The 16,573-nt window shown below is 66.0% G+C and carries 14 protein-coding genes; 7 read left to right on the plus strand and 7 right to left on the minus strand.

The window, feature by feature from the left end; genetic code table 11:
* Positions 1-482 precede the first annotated feature (482 nt).
* The 4 genes from D106_RS0102890 to lnt all read left to right on the plus strand — a co-directional run bounded on the left by D106_RS0102890 (position 483) and on the right by lnt (position 4,694).
* Positions 483-2,054, plus strand: a complete 1,572-nt coding sequence (locus tag D106_RS0102890) for a TolC family protein (protein WP_026280548.1) — start codon at positions 483-485, stop codon at positions 2,052-2,054.
* Positions 2,055-2,215: 161 nt separating this feature from the next.
* Positions 2,216-2,617 (plus strand): hypothetical protein, encoded by a 402-nt coding sequence (locus tag D106_RS0102895; protein ID WP_026280549.1) that lies wholly within the window; start codon positions 2,216-2,218, stop codon positions 2,615-2,617.
* Between the two features lie 51 nt (positions 2,618-2,668).
* Positions 2,669-3,076: a hypothetical protein gene (locus D106_RS0102900; protein WP_026280550.1), complete on the plus strand. Its 408-nt coding sequence runs from the start codon at positions 2,669-2,671 to the stop codon at positions 3,074-3,076.
* 82 nt (positions 3,077-3,158) lie between these two features.
* Positions 3,159-4,694 carry an apolipoprotein N-acyltransferase gene (gene lnt / locus D106_RS0102905; protein ID WP_026280551.1) on the plus strand — a complete coding sequence of 512 codons (1,536 nt, stop codon included), beginning with the start codon at positions 3,159-3,161 and terminating at the stop codon, positions 4,692-4,694.
* Here lnt and D106_RS0102910 read toward each other — a convergent pair.
* From D106_RS0102910 to D106_RS15360, 6 genes are all read right to left on the minus strand, one after another.
* On the minus strand, positions 4,672-5,856 hold the full coding sequence (locus D106_RS0102910; RefSeq protein ID WP_018879144.1) for an ABC transporter permease: 1,185 nt from the start codon (positions 5,854-5,856) through the stop codon (positions 4,672-4,674). The genes lnt and D106_RS0102910 overlap by 23 nt on opposite strands.
* A gap of 8 nt (positions 5,857-5,864) precedes the next feature.
* Positions 5,865-6,563 (minus strand): ABC transporter ATP-binding protein, encoded by a 699-nt coding sequence (locus tag D106_RS0102915; RefSeq protein ID WP_018879145.1) that lies wholly within the window; start codon positions 6,561-6,563, stop codon positions 5,865-5,867.
* Complete coding sequence (locus D106_RS0102920; protein ID WP_026280552.1) at positions 6,563-8,329, minus strand: PAS domain S-box protein; 1,767 nt, start codon at positions 8,327-8,329, stop codon at positions 6,563-6,565. Before D106_RS0102920 ends, D106_RS0102915 begins: the two co-directional genes overlap by 1 nt.
* Positions 8,326-9,831 (minus strand): TolC family protein, encoded by a 1,506-nt coding sequence (locus D106_RS0102925; RefSeq protein ID WP_231372844.1) that lies wholly within the window; start codon positions 9,829-9,831, stop codon positions 8,326-8,328. The genes D106_RS0102920 and D106_RS0102925 overlap by 4 nt, the downstream gene beginning before the upstream one ends.
* A gap of 515 nt (positions 9,832-10,346) precedes the next feature.
* On the minus strand, positions 10,347-10,673 hold the full coding sequence (locus D106_RS0102930) for a hypothetical protein (RefSeq protein WP_196994408.1): 327 nt from the start codon (positions 10,671-10,673) through the stop codon (positions 10,347-10,349).
* 257 nt (positions 10,674-10,930) lie between these two features.
* Positions 10,931-11,854, minus strand: coding sequence for a tyrosine-type recombinase/integrase (locus D106_RS15360; protein ID WP_369773046.1), 924 nt, complete (start codon positions 11,852-11,854; stop codon positions 10,931-10,933).
* A 430-nt stretch (positions 11,855-12,284) separates the two neighbouring features.
* Between D106_RS15360 and D106_RS0102935 the strand changes: the two genes are divergently transcribed.
* Positions 12,285-12,611 (plus strand): hypothetical protein, encoded by a 327-nt coding sequence (locus D106_RS0102935; RefSeq protein WP_018875508.1) that lies wholly within the window; start codon positions 12,285-12,287, stop codon positions 12,609-12,611.
* A gap of 15 nt (positions 12,612-12,626) precedes the next feature.
* Here the strand turns inward: D106_RS0102935 and D106_RS0102940 are convergent, their stop codons facing one another.
* On the minus strand, positions 12,627-13,319 hold the full coding sequence (locus D106_RS0102940) for an arylesterase (RefSeq protein WP_018879149.1): 693 nt from the start codon (positions 13,317-13,319) through the stop codon (positions 12,627-12,629).
* Between D106_RS0102940 and D106_RS0102945 the strand changes: the two genes are divergently transcribed.
* Together D106_RS0102945 and D106_RS0102950 are read left to right on the plus strand one after the other, a co-directional pair.
* The gene (locus tag D106_RS0102945; RefSeq protein ID WP_018879150.1) at positions 13,318-14,028 is read left to right on the plus strand and encodes an ABC transporter ATP-binding protein; all 711 of its coding nucleotides are present in this window, start codon (positions 13,318-13,320) and stop codon (positions 14,026-14,028) included. The genes D106_RS0102940 and D106_RS0102945 overlap by 2 nt on opposite strands.
* Entirely contained in the window at positions 14,025-16,559 is a 2,535-nt protein-coding gene (locus D106_RS0102950; RefSeq protein WP_018879151.1) for an ABC transporter permease, read from the plus strand. The genes D106_RS0102945 and D106_RS0102950 overlap by 4 nt, the downstream gene beginning before the upstream one ends.
* Positions 16,560-16,573: the final 14 nt, after the last annotated feature.

Raw genomic sequence — 16,573 nt, forward strand, 5'->3', positions numbered from 1 at the left:
GGAGTACGGCGCAGACAGTCGCGGGTGGCCGCCAGGATCTGCTCGACATCGTCCGAGAAGAGAGAGAAAGAGGACCCCGTCTTGTTCACCTGCCGCCACAGCCGCTTTCTATCGGAGGGGCTTAGCCCTCTGAGCGATTGGGCGCTGGACACCCCCGATCGGCCAGGGGGCTGGCCTCCTACAGTGGTAGGCCCCAGCCTCGGCGACGAACCGGCGCGGACCCGGGGTCAGACCTTATCCGACGACAGGAGGCATCAAGTCGGTTGTTGAGCCATCGCCGGTCATCCGGAAGGCCCATGGCGGGACCAGGCCCGGAAGAGATCGATGATGTTCGATGCCGCCCCCCCTGCGGCCAGCCGAGCCTCAGCTTTACTGCATAAGGGTTGGCTTGGGATACTGCCTGAATGGGATGGCGCGCAGGTTTGCAGGCGGTCGCCGGAAACTCACCCGCTGATCGAGATTGCGCTCCCCTCCCGCCAGCCATGCGTTTGTTCAAACATCCTGCCCTCTTCAGCTGCCTCCTGGTCCTGGTGACGCCCGCTGCGGCTGACCCGGGAAACCCTGGCGACCCGGACCGCGTGGTCGCGGCGGCCGACTCCGCAATTGAATCGCGCATGCGAGCCGGGAGCGCGCCCCTGCGCCTGACGTTGCGCGAGACCTTGCAGGTCGCGCTTGCCCGCAATCCGTCGCTGCGCGGCGCGTACCTGGGCCGTGTGGTCGACCGGGCCAATCTGGATCTGGCCAACCAGGCCTTTCACCCCCGGAGCGCCGTGACGCTTCAGGCTCGCGAGCAGCGCACAGCGGGCGCCAACGGCGTGCGGACGCGCACCGCAAGCATCAACCCCAGTGCCAGCCTCGCGCTTCCCACCGGCGCGCAGGCGGGCCTGAACTGGCGGATCGAACGGATACTCGAATCCGACGCGCCCGACACTCCGCCAGACAGCGCCTCCGCAGTCACGCTGGAGATCACGCAACCGCTATTGCGCGGTGGGGGGTTGGAGATTGGCCGGGCGCCGGTGGAACGGGCGCACCTGAACGAGGAACAGAATGTACTGGCCCTGGAGTCACAGGTCATCAGCACCCTCGCCCAGTTGATTCAGGCCTACCGCAACCTGATCCTGGAAAACCAGCGGGTCGAACTCGCCGGGCTGGCACTGGAAAGAAGTCGCCAAGAGCTGGAAAACCGGACGGAGCTGGTGGAACGCGGTCGGCTCGCGGCCGCGGATCTGGCCCCGGCGCGCGAGAGCCTTGCGCGTCAAGAGCTACAGCAGGCGCAGACCCTGGAGCGCCGGGATCAGGCCGAGCTCGATCTGATTCGACTGATTGGGCTGGAACCCGGGGTGAAGCTCGAGCCGCGGGACACGATTGATGTCCGCGACATTGACGGACTCCTCGCCGATACACCCCCCCTCGAACACGCGATGGATACGGCACTGGATCGGAGTCCGGAATTTCGCCAATCGCTGGTCACGCAACGGCTGACCGCTCTCGATCGAACGCTGGCCGAGGACGCTAACCGTTGGCAACTGGATGTGACCGCCTCGGTCGAACTGCGGGGCGATAGTCCGTCCACCACTCGTGCCATCGAGCGCGGCTTCGAAGAGTCTCCTGGCCACTCCCTGGGTCTGCGCCTCAGCATCCCCTGGGGAGATCGGCACACGCGTCAACAACGCCTTGGCGCGGCACGGGTGGAGCAGCGTCAGGCGCGCCTGCGGACCCAGGAACTCCGAACATCCATCCGCATTGAGGTCGAACGCGCCCTTGGTGCGCTGGAGCGCCGGCGGGATCAACTCCATCTGGCCGAACAAGCGCTGGATCTGGCACAACAGGCTGTGGCGATCGAGCAGGAAAAGCTCGCAGTCGGGCGTTCCTCTGGGTTCGAGGTGGAAAGCGTGGAGCGCGAGCTCCGGGAGGCGGAGCAGTCGTTGCTGGATGCCGCCATCAACTACCAGAACGCCCAGACCGACCTGGATCGCGCGATGGGCATCGTGCTCGAACGCTGGGATCTGGCGATCCCATCCAGGACAACCGACACCTCCGCGTACATCGATTGAGATCCGCATCGTGGCCCGGTCATCCGGCGTTGATACGGAGGCTTCATTCCCGCCCAAAAAGCCTCACCTTACGCTGGACTCACGCCATATAAAGGTGTCGGCACTGCCCATGCTAGGCTGGCCCGCATTCAACGGCGAACAAGCACGGAGGCCACGTCCCAATGATCCCTCAACCGATACGACGCGCCCTGTTGCTGAGCGTGACATCGGCCCTGGTGGCCACCTCGGGATCCAGCCTGGCCTCGAGCACCAGCAGCGCCCATGTAGGTGACGAGCTGCGCGCAGGGGACCAGACCCGCATAGAGGCCCTGATCGGCTCCACCGGCTGCATGGAACTGCGGGGCCTGAGCGACAGCGAGGTGCAGGGATATCAGATCATCGAGTCCTACCGTGGAGGCCATTCGACCAAGGAACGCGGTCGGGAGCGCTGGCGCGAAGGCGAGACGAAACGGTTCGACTTCCGTAACTCGGCAATCATGGTGCTCTCTGGCTCCGTGGAGATCACCGAGATCAACCGTAGCGGCGGGGGCTGCCCCGATCGCCTCGGACTGCGCGTCGGCTGATGGCCACGGCAGGGCAAACCCGCACCCCCACCCCAACCCCCGGTATCCGCAATGAATCCAATTTCTCGCCTGTTCACCACTGCGGTCGTGCTTTCGCTCGCCTCGGTGACCCTCTCCTCTGCGGTCGCCTCAGGGGGTGGCAGCTCCGCCAATGAAGGGGACGTCCTGCGCAGCGGCGACAGCGTACAGCTCGCCACGCAAAGCTTCGCCACCGGATGCATCGGATTCCGCGGGCTTGCCGACAGCACCCTGCAGGGATACGCCATGGTGCTGGACCAAGACTCGCGCATGGAAAGTCTCACACTCGAAGCCCGTGACCGGGGACAGTGGCGCGAAGGCGAGAGCAAGCGGCTGGATTTCAGCCACCGTTCCGAGGTTCACGTAGTCTCCGGTCAGGTCGAGATCACCGAGATCAACTACAGCGGGGGCGGCTGTCCGAACCGCCTCGGCATCCGCTAATCCACCAAGCAGCTCCGGCACACCCACCGTTGCGGCACTGGTGATCCAGCGGTCCGCCCTGTCCGCGCTCGCGCGTGCGGGCCTGCTGGCAGGTTCCGCGGTTCTCTTTCACCTGAGTTTCCCGGAGGGCCCCCTGCCCGGGGCCTTCGTCCTGATATCCATTGCCCTTCTGGGGCTCGCCTTGCAGGGCCTGACCCTCGGCGCATCCGCTGCGGCCAGCCTTCTGGCGGGCCTGGGCTACTGGCTGCCATCGCTCGGATGGGTCGTATCCGGAACCGAAGCCTGGCTCGGCTTCCCGTGGATACTTGGCAGCCTGATGGTGCTGGGGCTGGCGGTCCTGCACGCAGGACCCTACGCGCTGTTCTCCGGTGCCGTCGCCGCACTTGCGCTGCGCCTGGAACGTCCCGCTGAGGCCCTGCTCGCAGCGGGACTGCTGACGGTGGCCCTGTCCTTCTCGCCGCAAGTCGTTCCCGGACATTTTGCCTACGCCCTGCTCGCCCACCCCCTGCTGGCACAAGTCGTCGATGTGGGCGGCATGCCCCTGCTGCTCTTTTTCTCGACCTCGATCGGCTTTCTCGCCGCCGGCATGCTGATCGCGGTGAGTCGCCACACGTTCACCCCAGTCGCGCCCGTACTGCTCGGTTTGCTGGTGGTGACCCTGCTGGCCTACGGGAGCCTGCGCCTGGATGCACTGGAACGGGCCGCTCCGGAACACAGCACCCGGTTGGGCCTGGTACAGCCCAATATCCCCGTACATGTGCGGCGCGACGACATGCCGATGGCCGATCGTAACAACGACATCGATACCGCCATTGCGCAGACTCGAGACCTGCACAAGACCGACCCGGATCTGGATCTGGTGATCTGGCCCGAGGCGGCCATGACCCTTCAGGCGGCTCCGCAATCCTGGGGGCATCGCGCCCTGGCCGCCCTGGCCGACGAGATCGGGGTACCCATCCTGGTCAACGGGACCGAGCACCGGGATGACCCGGGCCATGGCACTCACAACGTCGCCCTGCTGTTCGAGCCCGGGGCCGGCCTGTCCGGGACCTACCGCAAACGCAAGCTCGTGCCATTCGGCGAATACCTGCCGTTGGAAGCGCAACTACCCTGGCTACGCGAGCGCCTGCCGCATGCCTCACGCTTCAGCCCGGGACACGCGGAACAGTCCCTGACCGGGCCCGACGGGGTGCACCTGGCCCCGACGATCTGTTTCGAGAGTCTGTTCGCCAACCTCGTGCGCGAGAACCTGTCGGGGCAAGCGGGGATCATCGTGAACATCAGCAATCACGCCTGGTTCGGTTCGCCGCGCGCCGCGGATGCGCACCGGGCCATCGCGCGCGCACGCAGCCTGGAGAACCGCAGTCCGTTGGTCATGCTGCACAACACCGGAGGCGGCGCTGTCTTCGACGCGACGGGCCGAGTGGTGCCAGGTAGCGAGACGCCTCACTGGCGGAGCACGACCCAAAGCATCGTGGTCCACACCATGGCGGAGCGCCCTTTCTACCAACGCCATGGCGACCGCTTCCTTCACGGCCTGGCCGTGCTGGTCCTGCTGGCCAGCCTTCATCGTGGCTGGCGCCGGCTGGGTCGATCTACTCGCTACGCAGTGCGATGATCGGATCCAGCCGCGAGGCCTGCAGGGCGGGGTAATACCCGAAGGCAATCCCCGTCAGCGTGGAGACGGAAACGCCCAGCAGTACCGCCATGGGTGCCGCCACGAACGGGTTACCAGTGAAATGGGCAAAGGCGATGGCCACCCCGGTTCCCAACGCGGCCCCAATCACACCGCCCAGCAGACACAGCATGACCGCCTCGACCAGGAATTGGCGACGGATGTCGGCATTGCGGGCCCCGATGGCCAGCCGAATGCCGATCTCCTTGCGTCGCTCGGTGACCGATACCAGCATGATGTTCATGATCCCTACGCCCCCCACGATGAGCGCAATGCTGCCGATGGCACCCAGCATGATCGTGAACATGCGGCTTTGCTGCTCCATGTTGGCCAGTAACTGTTCGGCGCTATTCACCTCCACGGGCAACCCCGGGGCGCGCTCCTCCACCCAGGTCTCGATGATTCGCGCCAGTTCCTGATGGTCGGCCTGTGGATGCACACGCGCCAGGATGCCTTCCAGCTGGTCATCGGCATCGAAACGCTGCAAGGCCTCGATCGGCAGAAAGATCGTCCGGTTCGGGGAAATCGGACTCACCCCGCCGCCTCGTGGATACGGCTCCAGGATTCCGGCCACCGTCATGGTGTAGCCGCCCAGCCCCACTCGGGCACCCACTTCCAGTGGCTGGTTGGCTTGCGCGGCATAGCTGGATGCCACCTCGGAACCGACCACACCCTGGAGCTCCACCCCATCCAGCTCGGAGACCCAGCGCCCGGCGGCCAGGCGGACCCGCAAGAGCCCCTGTAACGCCTCGGTCGCCCCCGTCAGCCGGACATTCTGGGTCTCAGCGCCCGCTCGCAGTTGCGAACTCGCCGCATCAAATGGCGCGACTTGAATCAATTGCGGCAGGGCCGGTCCCAACGCCCGAGCCAGCGCAAGGTCCAGCTGGTTACGCGCGGGGTCGTCCTCATCCGTGGCGTAGCGCTGTCGGATGTTGATGACATTGGTCCCCATCGCGCGAAACTGCTCCAGCACCGCGTTTTGCATGATGGACCCGACATTCAGCATCGCGATAACCGAGGCCGTGCCGATCACGATCCCCAGTAGCGCCAGCAGGGAGCGCTGCTTGGTCGCCACAATATTGCGGCTCGCCTCGCCCAGGAGCACCCGCAACCTCATGCCGGCACCTGCTCCGGGCCGGCGACCACACCGTCCCGGATGACCAGTTGCCGGGGACACTCCCGTGCGATGGCCGGGTCGTGGGTGATGATCACCACGGTCACGCCTTCGCCGTTGAGCTCGTGGAACAGATCCATGATCTCGCGGCCCACACTCGAATCCAGCGCGCCGGTGGGCTCATCCGCCAGCACCACGGAAGGGTTACCCACCAGTGCACGCGCAATCGCGACCCGCTGGCGCTGGCCGCCGGAGAGCTCGTTGGGTCGATGATCGATCCGATCACCCATGCCGACTCGCCCCAGGATCTCGCGCGCACGGCGACGCATCTCCCGCTTGCTCACGTCCTGATACAGCAGCGGCAGCCCCACGTTATCCAGGGCCGTCAGTCGCGGCAGCAAGTGAAAGGTCTGGAAGACGAAACCGATCTGCTGATTGCGGTAATGCGCCAGGGCATCGGGCGCAAGTTGCAGCACGTCCTGACCCTCGAAAAAGAAATCACCCGACGACGGGCGTTCCAGCATCCCGATGATGTTCATCAGCGTGGACTTGCCGGAGCCGGAAGCCCCCATTAGCGAGGCCAGCTCACCCCGGTGGATCTCGAGTTGAACTCCGCGCAGGACGTGCACATCGGTGGGTCCGACTCGATAGGAGCGATGGACGTCTTGCAGGCGAACCAGCGGTTGCGCCGCGGACATCAACCTTCACCCCCGGGTGGCAACAGCCGATCTCCGGGTTCCAGGCCGCTTCGCACCTGGACCCCATCGTATCGGGACCGGCCGAGTTCCACGGCGACCCGCTCGGAACCGTTGGATGTCTGCCGCAGGACCCAACGCTCCGATCCGCTCCCGCCCAGATAGGCATGGGGCACGACCACCGCATCCGGATCCTGCTGCGTGATCACATCCACGGAGGCGGACATCCCCACCCGAATCCGGTCCAGGTCCTGGTCGTCGAGGTCATCAACACGCACGATCAGGCGGAACGATGGCAGACCTCGTCCGCTCCCCTCCTGCGCTTGCGAAGACACATAGGACACCCGGGCCGGCATCGGGTCACCCCCGCCTCGCACCACGTTCACCCGGGCCGACTGGCCCGCCTGGACGTCATGGATATCCAGCTCATCAACGGTGCCTTCGATCTCCAGGGAAGACAGGTCGCCCACCGCCAGCAGGGCGGCACCACTGGACACACGCCCCCCAGCCTCTACCCGCTCGCCGTCATCCCGGTCCTCGCCGAGGGGCGCCAGAACGACGCCATCGACCGGGGCGTATACGCGGGCCCCCTCACGCTGGCGTCGTACCTGCTCATACTCCGCGCGCGCGTTCTCCACCTCGACGCGCGCCCGCGCAATCGCCCGTTCACCGCCCTGACGCGAGGTCTCCGCAAGGTCTTCTCGCGCTGCCTCGACCCGCACTCGGGATTCTTCCACTCGCTCCCGGGCCGCTCGCAACTCGCGCTCGGGAACGATGCCACGTTCGAAGAGATGCTCGACATCATCGAGTTCGCGCTGATCGTTACTCAAATTGCGTTCGGCCTGCCTCAGACTGCGGCGTGAATTGGCCATCTCGCGGCCCTGCTCCCAGTCCTCCAGGTCCTCAAGCTCCGCCTCGGCATCCGCCAGGTCGCTGCGTGCACGCCGATAGCGGATATCGATCTCGGTCGAATCGAGTGCCAGCAGAAGATCACCCTCATCCACCCGCTCGCCATACTCCACGTGGCGGGCCACCACCGTGGACTCGAAAGGACTGACCAGCGTAATGACATCGCCCGGACGAAACCGCCCGGAAAAGCTCGTGGTGGTTTCCACCGCACGCGATTGCACCTCGAACGCTCCGGGCTGAGTGGCATCGACGACCTGGGCATCGCTGGCAGCAAATTCGGGCAACGCAGCGTTCGGGATCGCCCAGTACCCAGCACCCGCAAACACGGCCACAACGGCGGCCGTCATCATCAGCCGCATACGGCCGGAACGGCGGTACGCCTGCTGCAAGGCCTCGCTGTTCGCCTCGATTTCCAGGAACGCGTCCTGCAGTTCCTTGTGTTTGCCGCGCAGCTCATCGGAAAGGCTCTGCTCGGTCTGGCGTGCCTGCTCCAGGTCGGTCACATCCGTAAACACCGCCAGCACGGCGCGTTCACCCCCGGCTTGCCGGGGCGCCAGATAGGAGGTGGTCAACTTCAGCGAACGCACGTGCCCGCCCACGCTGATGGACACCATCTGGTTGGGCTGCATCACACCGGAATAGACCGCCTCGAACAATGCATCGACAAAGGCTGCGTAGCCCTCTTCTCCGATAAACACCTCGGCCAGGCTGCGCCCTTCTGCCTCATCGGCCCGCAAACCGAGAATCGCCGCCCCGGCAGGATTCAAGGTCGTGATCGCGCCCGAGGCGTCGACGACCAGCACCCCATCCGCCATCGAATCCAGGATCTGCTGACTCAACATAACTGGACTGTCGCTCATGGCATCACTCCCGCTTCAGGGAGCGACAGCCCCCAGCTATCCAGCGTGGTCCCCAGCGCCCGGTCCAGCGCAGTCTGCGCATTCAGATACGCAATCACGGCGTCCAACAAGCTCTGCTCGGCCTGCTGGAGGTTTTGTTCGGTTGCATTGACCTGGAACGACGTCGTTCGTCCCACCGCCAGCCGCTCACGCTCGATCTCCAGGCTTTCGCGCGCCAATTCAAGCGAGCGCTGCGCCAAGCCCAACTGTTGCCAGCGACTGTTCAGATCATTCAGGGAACGTTCCACTTCCAGCTCCAGCTCGACTTCTCGTTCGGAGAACTGGATTTCCGATTGCCGCAGGCGAATGCGGGATTCAAGCAGTCGAACCGGCCGCTCCGGATCCAGGATCGGGATCTCCAGCTCCAGCCCCAATGCATATCCCGGACGTTCGTCCAGCGTCGAACCGGTGGCCTGCCGAGCGCTTCGCCCGGTCGCCCCGGCATCCAGCGAGGCGTTCAGATCGAGTCTCCAGAGGTGTTCATTCTCGGCCAGCATCTGCCCGATCGATTCGATCTCGCGCGCGATCCGCAGGCGCAAATAATCCGGACGGTTGTCACGCGCAATCGATGTGGCCGCTTCCAGCGAGGGAGATCGAACGCGAAGGCTCTCAAGCGCCTCCAGCTCGACCGTGTCGCGCAGACGAAGGCGCGTGTCACGCCCCAGGTTGAGCAGGCGCAGGAGCTCCAGCCGAGACTGGTCCACGGCGTCTTCCGCCTGGCTGACACTGAAGCGCTGATTGGCCAGACGCGACTCGGTTTGCACCAGTTCGTTGGATGCCATGCGGCCGCGCTCCACCAGCGCACGATTGCGTTCCAGCTGTTCAACGGTGCGCTCCAGGGAACCCTTCGCGATCTCCAGGCGCTGCTGCCCCTGCAACAGCGCGCGATACGCCGCAATCACGCTATCGATGGTCGCCACCACCGTCTCTTCCAGCCCCAGGGCACTCGCCGTTTCCTGCAAGCGGGCAATCTCGAGGGGTGCCCGACCCACCGCCAGGCCGCCGCCGCGCAGCAACGGCTGATTCAGGTCCAGCGAAAGTTGGGAGCTGCGCGAGGTTTGGTCGGCGGGCTCATCCAGGCCATGGTCCTGGTCAAGATTCCAGCTGAAACCGATCCGCCCTCCGGTCGGAAGTTCGGTATCCAGAGACGGCGAGAGGGTGCTTGAACGCTGAGTATCGGCATCGTCCCCTGGTGCCCGATTATGCTGGGCGCCCAACACGATCGTACCCCGGGGCCGAAATTGCGCCTCGGCCACCGCCAGATTCAACTGATCCACCACCCGATCCAGATACGCGCTTTGCAGCTGGGTATTCCGCCGCAAAGCCAGGGCGATGGCCTCGGCCAGCCCCAACTCCAACTCGCTGCCCGACAACGGGGCAGGCTCGTATTCGTGGACATGGAGACTACTTGCAGAAGCAGCGGCCGTGGGCATCACAACCCATGCGGACACTGCAAACGCCAAGCTGGCCAGCACACCTGTGACCCAGCATGCTGGCCAGCCTCGCGTGTCACCTAACACGTGCGGTTCGTTTAGATCCGAGACCTAACGTCGTTCCCGGGTGCACAACCAACCGGTTTGGGACGAATACTCACTACTGCTGGCACCACTGCTGAGCCGCTCGGCATGCTGCTTGCGCAAGTAAGACTCCAGATCCGAGTTGCTCACATTGCCAAAATACTGCCCGAAATTCGCGCCGATGGCGCCGCTACCACAGCCACCTCCGGTACTCCCTATACCCACGCACACACAAATCGTAGAAGCGTTCGCGGTCCCGCCGAGCATTACCCCACCCAGCAGCATCATCGTAGCCAATCGCTTTTTCATCTTTTCTCCTCATTGTCGGACCCAACAGACGGCCGCTCGCCTTTCTTCTTGAATCGGCGAGGATTTCACCGGCCACACACTCGTATCATTCGAGTCATTCGATCGTGCAGACGTTTGCCTGCACGCGCACTACAGCCGCGAAACGGCCTCGATCATGGCCACCGGCAAGAGTTGGAGCACTCGACCCGGTGGCTCAGCTCGCCCTGATCGTCGTACCAGGTGATCTCGACTTCACTGGAGTAGTAGGAAGCGTATCCAGGCAATGACATCAGCACCGAATTGAGGGGCCCTCCGTCCAGTTCGTACGCGTAGTTCCCATACCAGCCATCCCAGACGAACTCTTCGCGTGCACCCGGGGCAAGGTTGAACTGCCGTTGTTCATAATCCGCCGATCCGTGCAGGACCGTAATGGTCCCCTGAAGGGCCTCACTGGAGCGGTTCTCCAGTCGCAGCTCGGAAACCTCGTCGGCCGTGGCCATCCCCGCCGACATCGTGGCCATCCCAACCGCAGCCACCAACGTCCATCGTGTCAATCGCCCCATCCATCACCTCTCGTGTCGATCGGAACCGCGCAACGACTGCCCCGATGTCATGATCGCCCGTGTCCAACCAGACGCTGTTCGTGCGGTATCAGAGCACAAACCGTGATTCACTTCAGATTTCGCCCCGATTCGGCTAACGGATAACTCACGCTTGTGCCGAGGACTCGTACCGAGACGGACGATCAGGCGCGACCTCACATGACACGACATCCTCCGTGGTAGCTCTCCGAGCCGTGCCACCAAGTCGTCCGCGCGACGATGCGCATACTGACACAGCCAGGCGGGACCGGCGTGCCCAGTGATGGCGGAGACCTCAACGATCGATAGGCCTCCCTCGAACAGACGTGAGGTCGCCTCGTGCCGCAAGTCGTGCGGGCGCACGCCGACCAGCCAATCGGCAACCAGGAAGCTCCGGCCACCTCCTCGCTCTCGACATGACGCGCCTGCGCCGTCTGCACAGTGCGGACGAACGACCGGCAGGCCGCATCAGGTGTCAGGCCCCATTCCCTCCCTGCCGGTCTGCGCGGGATAGCAGTCCGCTCCTCCCTCGCTCTCTTTGAAAGAGGAACGTCACGGGCCTGGCCGTTCCTGGACTCGGGGAGGTGTACCACCCGACGACACAGATCGAAATGCTTCAACGTGAGGGCGGTCAGCTCGCCGCGCCGCACAGCGGTCTCGACGGCTACGCGCAATAGACTGGTCCGATCTCGAGATCGAGTAGCCGCCAGGGTCGCGTCCAGCTCTGCGTCCGGCACGCGCCGGTCTCGTCCACGACCGGTCGGCGGCAACCATATGCGATCCGCAGGAGCGCCACGCGGAACATAGATGCCCCAGTCGGTCATTGCGATTCGATAGATCCGACCGAAAAGCCCGCAACTCCTCGCCCACTTGGTCTCCGGGAACTGTCTGAAGCCTCCGATCCCGATACGCGCGACCGGGCCAGGCGTGAGGCCTACCAAGGAGTGGAGGCCCCACCACTCGGTGATCCTAGAAAAGGATGATGATATCTGCCCCCGGGATTCCTTTTGAGGCAGTGCCTCCCGAGCGTACCGCTCAAACACTGCTGTGACGGTCGTACGTTCTCCATCCGCGCGCGGCAGAAACTGCCCGGTGTCCATCTCGAGTTCGATCGCCCTCGCCCACTTGTCGGCATCGGCACGGGCGGCGAACGTCCGGGTGATCGAGGGTTTGCCCAGACGGCGCAACGCGGGATCGGGAACAAGGGGGCGCGCCAACCCGAGAACCTATGGAAAGCAGGGGCTCGACCGCTTTTGCGTGCGTTTAATGCGTGGTGACGGCCCTGCAGTCATTCTGCACAAGGGAGCCGCAATGCCGTGCGCGCACGAAAGCGGCTGCGCCCCCTCGGGGTGGGCATCCCAGGTTCCCCGATCCTGCGTTGCGGCGCGAATCAGTGAACAACAGGCCGGTAGAACCACTACCGGCTACGCATCGCGCCTTGTCTCGGAAAACCTGGGGCGCCAACGCGAGCGTGCACATTGATCAGTGTTTCCCCTAGCGCCGCGACCGCAACGGTCGTAAGGTAGGCCAATGGCCATGCTGACGACCGAACAGTCCAGCCGCATGATCGATCGCCTCGCCCCGCTGATCGGGATCCAGGGCGAAGTGGATGGCTGCATGGTGGAACTGGTCGAGGTCCTCGACGAAGGCCCGCGCGGGCTGCCCGGCGTGGCCCTGATGAGCATGGGCTCCCGGCGCAGCATTCAGGCCAACCAGTACGGCAACCCGCTCTGCCGGCACTCGGAGGTCCGCACCCTTTCCCTTCTGTCCGAGGTCGAGCGCGACCTGCATCCCGTCCTGCGGCAACTGCTTCCGGAGAACGTTGTGGCGGAGTTGCGGGCGCTACTGGCGGACTGAGCGAACCCCCGGGCTTTACCCGGCCACGTGGTCATCGCGTGGCGGCTTGCGCGCCTCGGCGTCCTCCACCATGGGTTTAAGGCGTGGCCACACGGCATCCAGCAGGTGCGGCTGCGCCGCCTCGCTGGGGTGAATGCCGTCATCCATCAGCATTCCGTCCTCCAGCAGCACGTCCTCGAGAAAGAATGGCTCGAAGGCCAGATCCCGAGCAGCCGCCAGGTCGGTAAAGACCGCCTCGAAACGTTCGGTGTAGCGCCGCCCGTAGTTGGGCGGGATGCGGATGCCCAGCAGCAGCGTCTCGGCCCCGGCGGCGTCGATCGCGTCCACCATCACCTCCAGGTTCTCGCGCATGGCCGATGGTGCCAGACCCCGCAGGCCGTCATTGCCCCCGAGGGCCAGGATCACCAGGGCCGGGTCCATGCGCTCCAGTACCTCTGGCAGACGCGCCCGGCCGCCGGCTGTCGTGTCACCGCTGATGGAGACGTTTTCCACCACCCATTCCCGCTCGCGCTCGGCCAGGCGCTCTTCCAGAAGGGCCGGCCACCCGGCAGACTCCGGCATGCCATAGGCCGCACTCAACGAATCCCCGAACACCAGGATTCGCAGCGGCTCGGCGGAGCGATTTTCGTCTTCCGGGGAATTCCCGGGCGCAACGGGACTCCATAGCAACGCGATCAAGCCCATCACGACCAACGGAATACGCAACATGGATGCATCCTCGTCATATGTACTGGAGGCCCGGGACATCGAACAGCGGATCAACGGACCCAGCGGGCCGCTGGACATCCTGCGCGGCATATCGCTGGCGGTCCAGGCCGGCGAGACGGTCGCGATCCTCGGCGCCTCCGGATCGGGCAAGTCCACCCTGCTCGGGCTCCTTGCAGGTCTGGACGCCCCGAGCGCGGGAGAAGTTCGCCTGCTGGGCCGGACCATCAGCGAACTGGACGAGGATGGCCGCGCCGCGTTGCGCGCCGGCCGGGTCGGGTTCGTGTTCCAGTCCTTCCAGTTGCTGCCGGCGTTGACGGCCCTGGAGAACGCCCTGCTGCCGCTGGAGCTGAACCCGGCCCATGCCGGCGAAGATCAGGCCACCCTGAACCGCTGGGCCAGCCAGGCCCTGGAGCGCGTGGGCCTTGGCGAACGCGCCGCGCATTACCCGCACCAGCTTTCGGGGGGCGAGCAGCAACGGGTGGCCATTGCCCGCGCCATTGTCGACCACCCGGCGGTCCTGTTCGCCGACGAGCCTACCGGGAATCTCGACGGCAAGACCGGTCACCGCATCATCGAACTGCTGTTCGGCCTGGCCCGGCATCCCGACGGCGACGGGCCCGCCACCGCACTGGTGCTGGTGACCCATGATCCGGAACTGGCGGCGCAGTGCGACCGCATCATCTCCATTCAGGATGGCGTGCTGGCATGACGGCAAGCCACATCCATACCCGGGGTCAGGGCCGCAATCCCCTGCGCGCGCTGCTGCGCGGCACCTGGCGGGAATGGCGCTCCGCCGAACTGCGGGTACTGGCCGCGGCGCTGGTCGTCGCGGTCGCCGCGGTCGCCGCCGTCGGCTTCTTTACCGATCGCGTGGATCGCGGGATGGCCCAGCAGGCCACCGCCCTCCTCGGCGGTGATCTTGCGGTGGTCAGTGACAACCCGCTGCCGGCGGGCTGGCCCGACGAAGCCGCGAACCGCGGGCTGGACACGGCGCGCACCGCCTCGTTGCCCAGCGTGGTCTTCGGCAAGGACGACCAGTCGCGCCTGGCGGCCCTGCGCGCAGTCGAGCCCAGCTGGCCGTTGAAGGGCGAGGCCCGCACCCGCTCGGGACTGGACGGCGAGGAACAACCGCGCGAACGCGGGCCGCAACCCGGTACCGCCTGGCTGGAATCCACCCTGCTCGAGGCCCTGGGGCTTCAGGTGGGCGACCGGGTCGAGGTCGGCGACCTGGACCTGGAGGTCACCGGCATCCTCGCGCACGAACCCGACCGTGGCAGCAACCTACTGGACATCGCGCCGCGCCTGATGCTCGCCTTCGACGACCTGGACGCCAGTGGACTGATCGGCCCCGGCAGCCGGGTGCGCTACGAGTTCTTTGCCGCCGGACCAAGTGCGGAGGTTGCCGCCTTCCGCGCCTGGCTGGGGGACGAACTGGAGGCCGGGGAACGCCTCCTGGGCCTGGACGATGCGAACCCGGAGCTGCGCACGGCCATCGAGCGCGCCGAGCGCTTCCTCGGGCTCGCTTCGCTGATGGCGGTGCTACTGGCCGGGGCCGCGATTGCCGTGGCGGCCCATCACTTCGCCCAGCGCCGCGCCGATCCGGCGGCCGTGATGCGCGCCCTGGGCGCCAGCGGCCGCCGGGTCCTGCTGACCTACTTCGGCCGGGTGGTGCTGGTCGCCCTGCTGGCCAGCGCTGTCGGGCTCGCCATCGGCTTCGCCGCGCAGTTCGTCCTCGCGTCCCTGCTCGGCGGCTGGCTTGACGGGGATCTCCCTCCTCCGGGGGCGCGGCCACTGGTCGCCGGCCTGGGCGTGGGACTGATTACCGCCGTTGGCTTCGCCCTCCCCGCGCTGTTGCGCATTGGCCAGGTCTCGCCGCTGCGCGTCCTGCGCCGCGATCTGGGCCTGCCGCCCACCTCGGTATGGCTCTCCGGCGCCCTCGCACTGCTCGCCTTCGGCGGCCTACTCTATTGGCAGGCCGCCGACCCGCAACTCGCCGCCTGGGTCCTGATCGGCACCGCGGTGGCCATCGCGTTGCTGGCCGTCCTCGGGATGGGGCTGGTGCTCGCCCTGAGGCCTCTGCGCAACCGCGGCGGCATGGCCCTGCGCTTCGGGCTGGCCAACCTGTCCCGGCGCGGCGGCCTCAGCGCGGTGCAACTGGTGGCCTTCAGTGTCGGGATCCTGGCCCTGCTGCTGCTGGCGATCGTGCGCGTCGACCTGCTGGAGGCCTGGGATGCCAGCATCCCGGAGGACGCCCCCAACCAGTTCTTCATCAACATCCAGCCGGGCCAGGAGCAGGCCTTCGCCGACCGGGTCGAGGCGGCCGGCCTCGAACGCCCGCAACTCGACCCGATGATCCGTGGCCGTCTGATCGAGATCAACGACGAACGCGTTCATCCGGAGGATTTTGACGATGATCGCGACCGACGACTGGTGGATCGCGAATTCAACCTGTCGTATGCGCACACCCCGCCGGCGCACAATCGCATCGTCGATGGACACTGGTTCGGCGAGGCCGGGCAGGATCCCGACCGGGGCTGGTCGGTGGAGGCCGGACTCATGGAACGCTTCGACCTGGCACTGGGCGACTACCTGACGTTCCGGGTTGGGGGGCAGCCCATCCGCAGTCCGATCACCAGCGTCCGCGAGGTCGACTGGGACAGCTTCCAGGTGAATTTCTTCGTCATCGGCCCGCCTCCGCTGCTGGACCAGCAGCCCCGGACCTTCATCACGGCCATGCACGTGCCCGAAGACCAGCGCAGCGCCCAGAACCAGTGGTTGCGGGAGTTCCCCGCCGTATCGGCCATCGACGTCAGCGCCATCCTCGCGCAGGTCCGCGATGTGATGGACCAGGCCACGCGGGCGGTCGAATACGTCTTCCTGTTCACCCTGATCGCCGGGTTGACCGTGCTCTACGCCGCGGTCCAGGCCACCCGCGACGTCCGACGACGGGAGGCCGCCCTGCTGCGCACCCTCGGGGCACGTCGCGACCACATTCGCAACGGCTTGCTGGCGGAATTCGGGACCCTGGGCCTGCTGGCCGGGCTGCTCGCGGCCGTGATCGCCACGGCAGTGGGCGCCCTGCTCGCCTGGCAGGTGTTCGAGTTCGACTACAGCGTCAATCCCCTGACCTTCGTCTACGGGATCGGGGGCGGTACGCTGGGGATCGCCCTGGCCGGCTGGCTGGGGACGCGCCGGGTGCTGGACCAGGCCCCGCTGGCGGTGCTGCGCGGCCCGGAATAAGCCGAGCCGGGGTA

It is taken from the genome of Thioalkalivibrio sp. ALE9 (assembly GCF_000377445.1).
Taxonomy (GTDB): Bacteria; Pseudomonadota; Gammaproteobacteria; order Ectothiorhodospirales; family Ectothiorhodospiraceae; genus Thioalkalivibrio.

Bases quoted from the DNA above. Each gene is read 5' to 3' on its own strand.
- D106_RS15360 (WP_369773046.1), bottom strand. From the start codon at position 11,854: ATGGACACCGGGCAGTTTCTGCCGCGCGCGGATGGAGAACGTACGACC.
- D106_RS0102895 (WP_026280549.1), top strand. From the start codon at position 2,216: ATGATCCCTCAACCGATACGACGCGCCCTGTTGCTGAGCGTGACATCG.
- D106_RS0102890 (WP_026280548.1), top strand. From the start codon at position 483: ATGCGTTTGTTCAAACATCCTGCCCTCTTCAGCTGCCTCCTGGTCCTG.
- D106_RS0102950 (WP_018879151.1), top strand. From the start codon at position 14,025: ATGACGGCAAGCCACATCCATACCCGGGGTCAGGGCCGCAATCCCCTG.
- D106_RS0102930 (WP_196994408.1), bottom strand. From the start codon at position 10,673: ATGGCCACGGCCGACGAGGTTTCCGAGCTGCGACTGGAGAACCGCTCC.
- D106_RS0102945 (WP_018879150.1), top strand. From the start codon at position 13,318: ATGGATGCATCCTCGTCATATGTACTGGAGGCCCGGGACATCGAACAG.
- D106_RS0102915 (WP_018879145.1), bottom strand. From the start codon at position 6,563: ATGTCCGCGGCGCAACCGCTGGTTCGCCTGCAAGACGTCCATCGCTCC.
- D106_RS0102940 (WP_018879149.1), bottom strand. From the start codon at position 13,319: ATGTTGCGTATTCCGTTGGTCGTGATGGGCTTGATCGCGTTGCTATGG.
- D106_RS0102920 (WP_026280552.1), bottom strand. From the start codon at position 8,329: ATGAGCGACAGTCCAGTTATGTTGAGTCAGCAGATCCTGGATTCGATG.
- D106_RS0102935 (WP_018875508.1), top strand. From the start codon at position 12,285: ATGGCCATGCTGACGACCGAACAGTCCAGCCGCATGATCGATCGCCTC.
- D106_RS0102900 (WP_026280550.1), top strand. From the start codon at position 2,669: ATGAATCCAATTTCTCGCCTGTTCACCACTGCGGTCGTGCTTTCGCTC.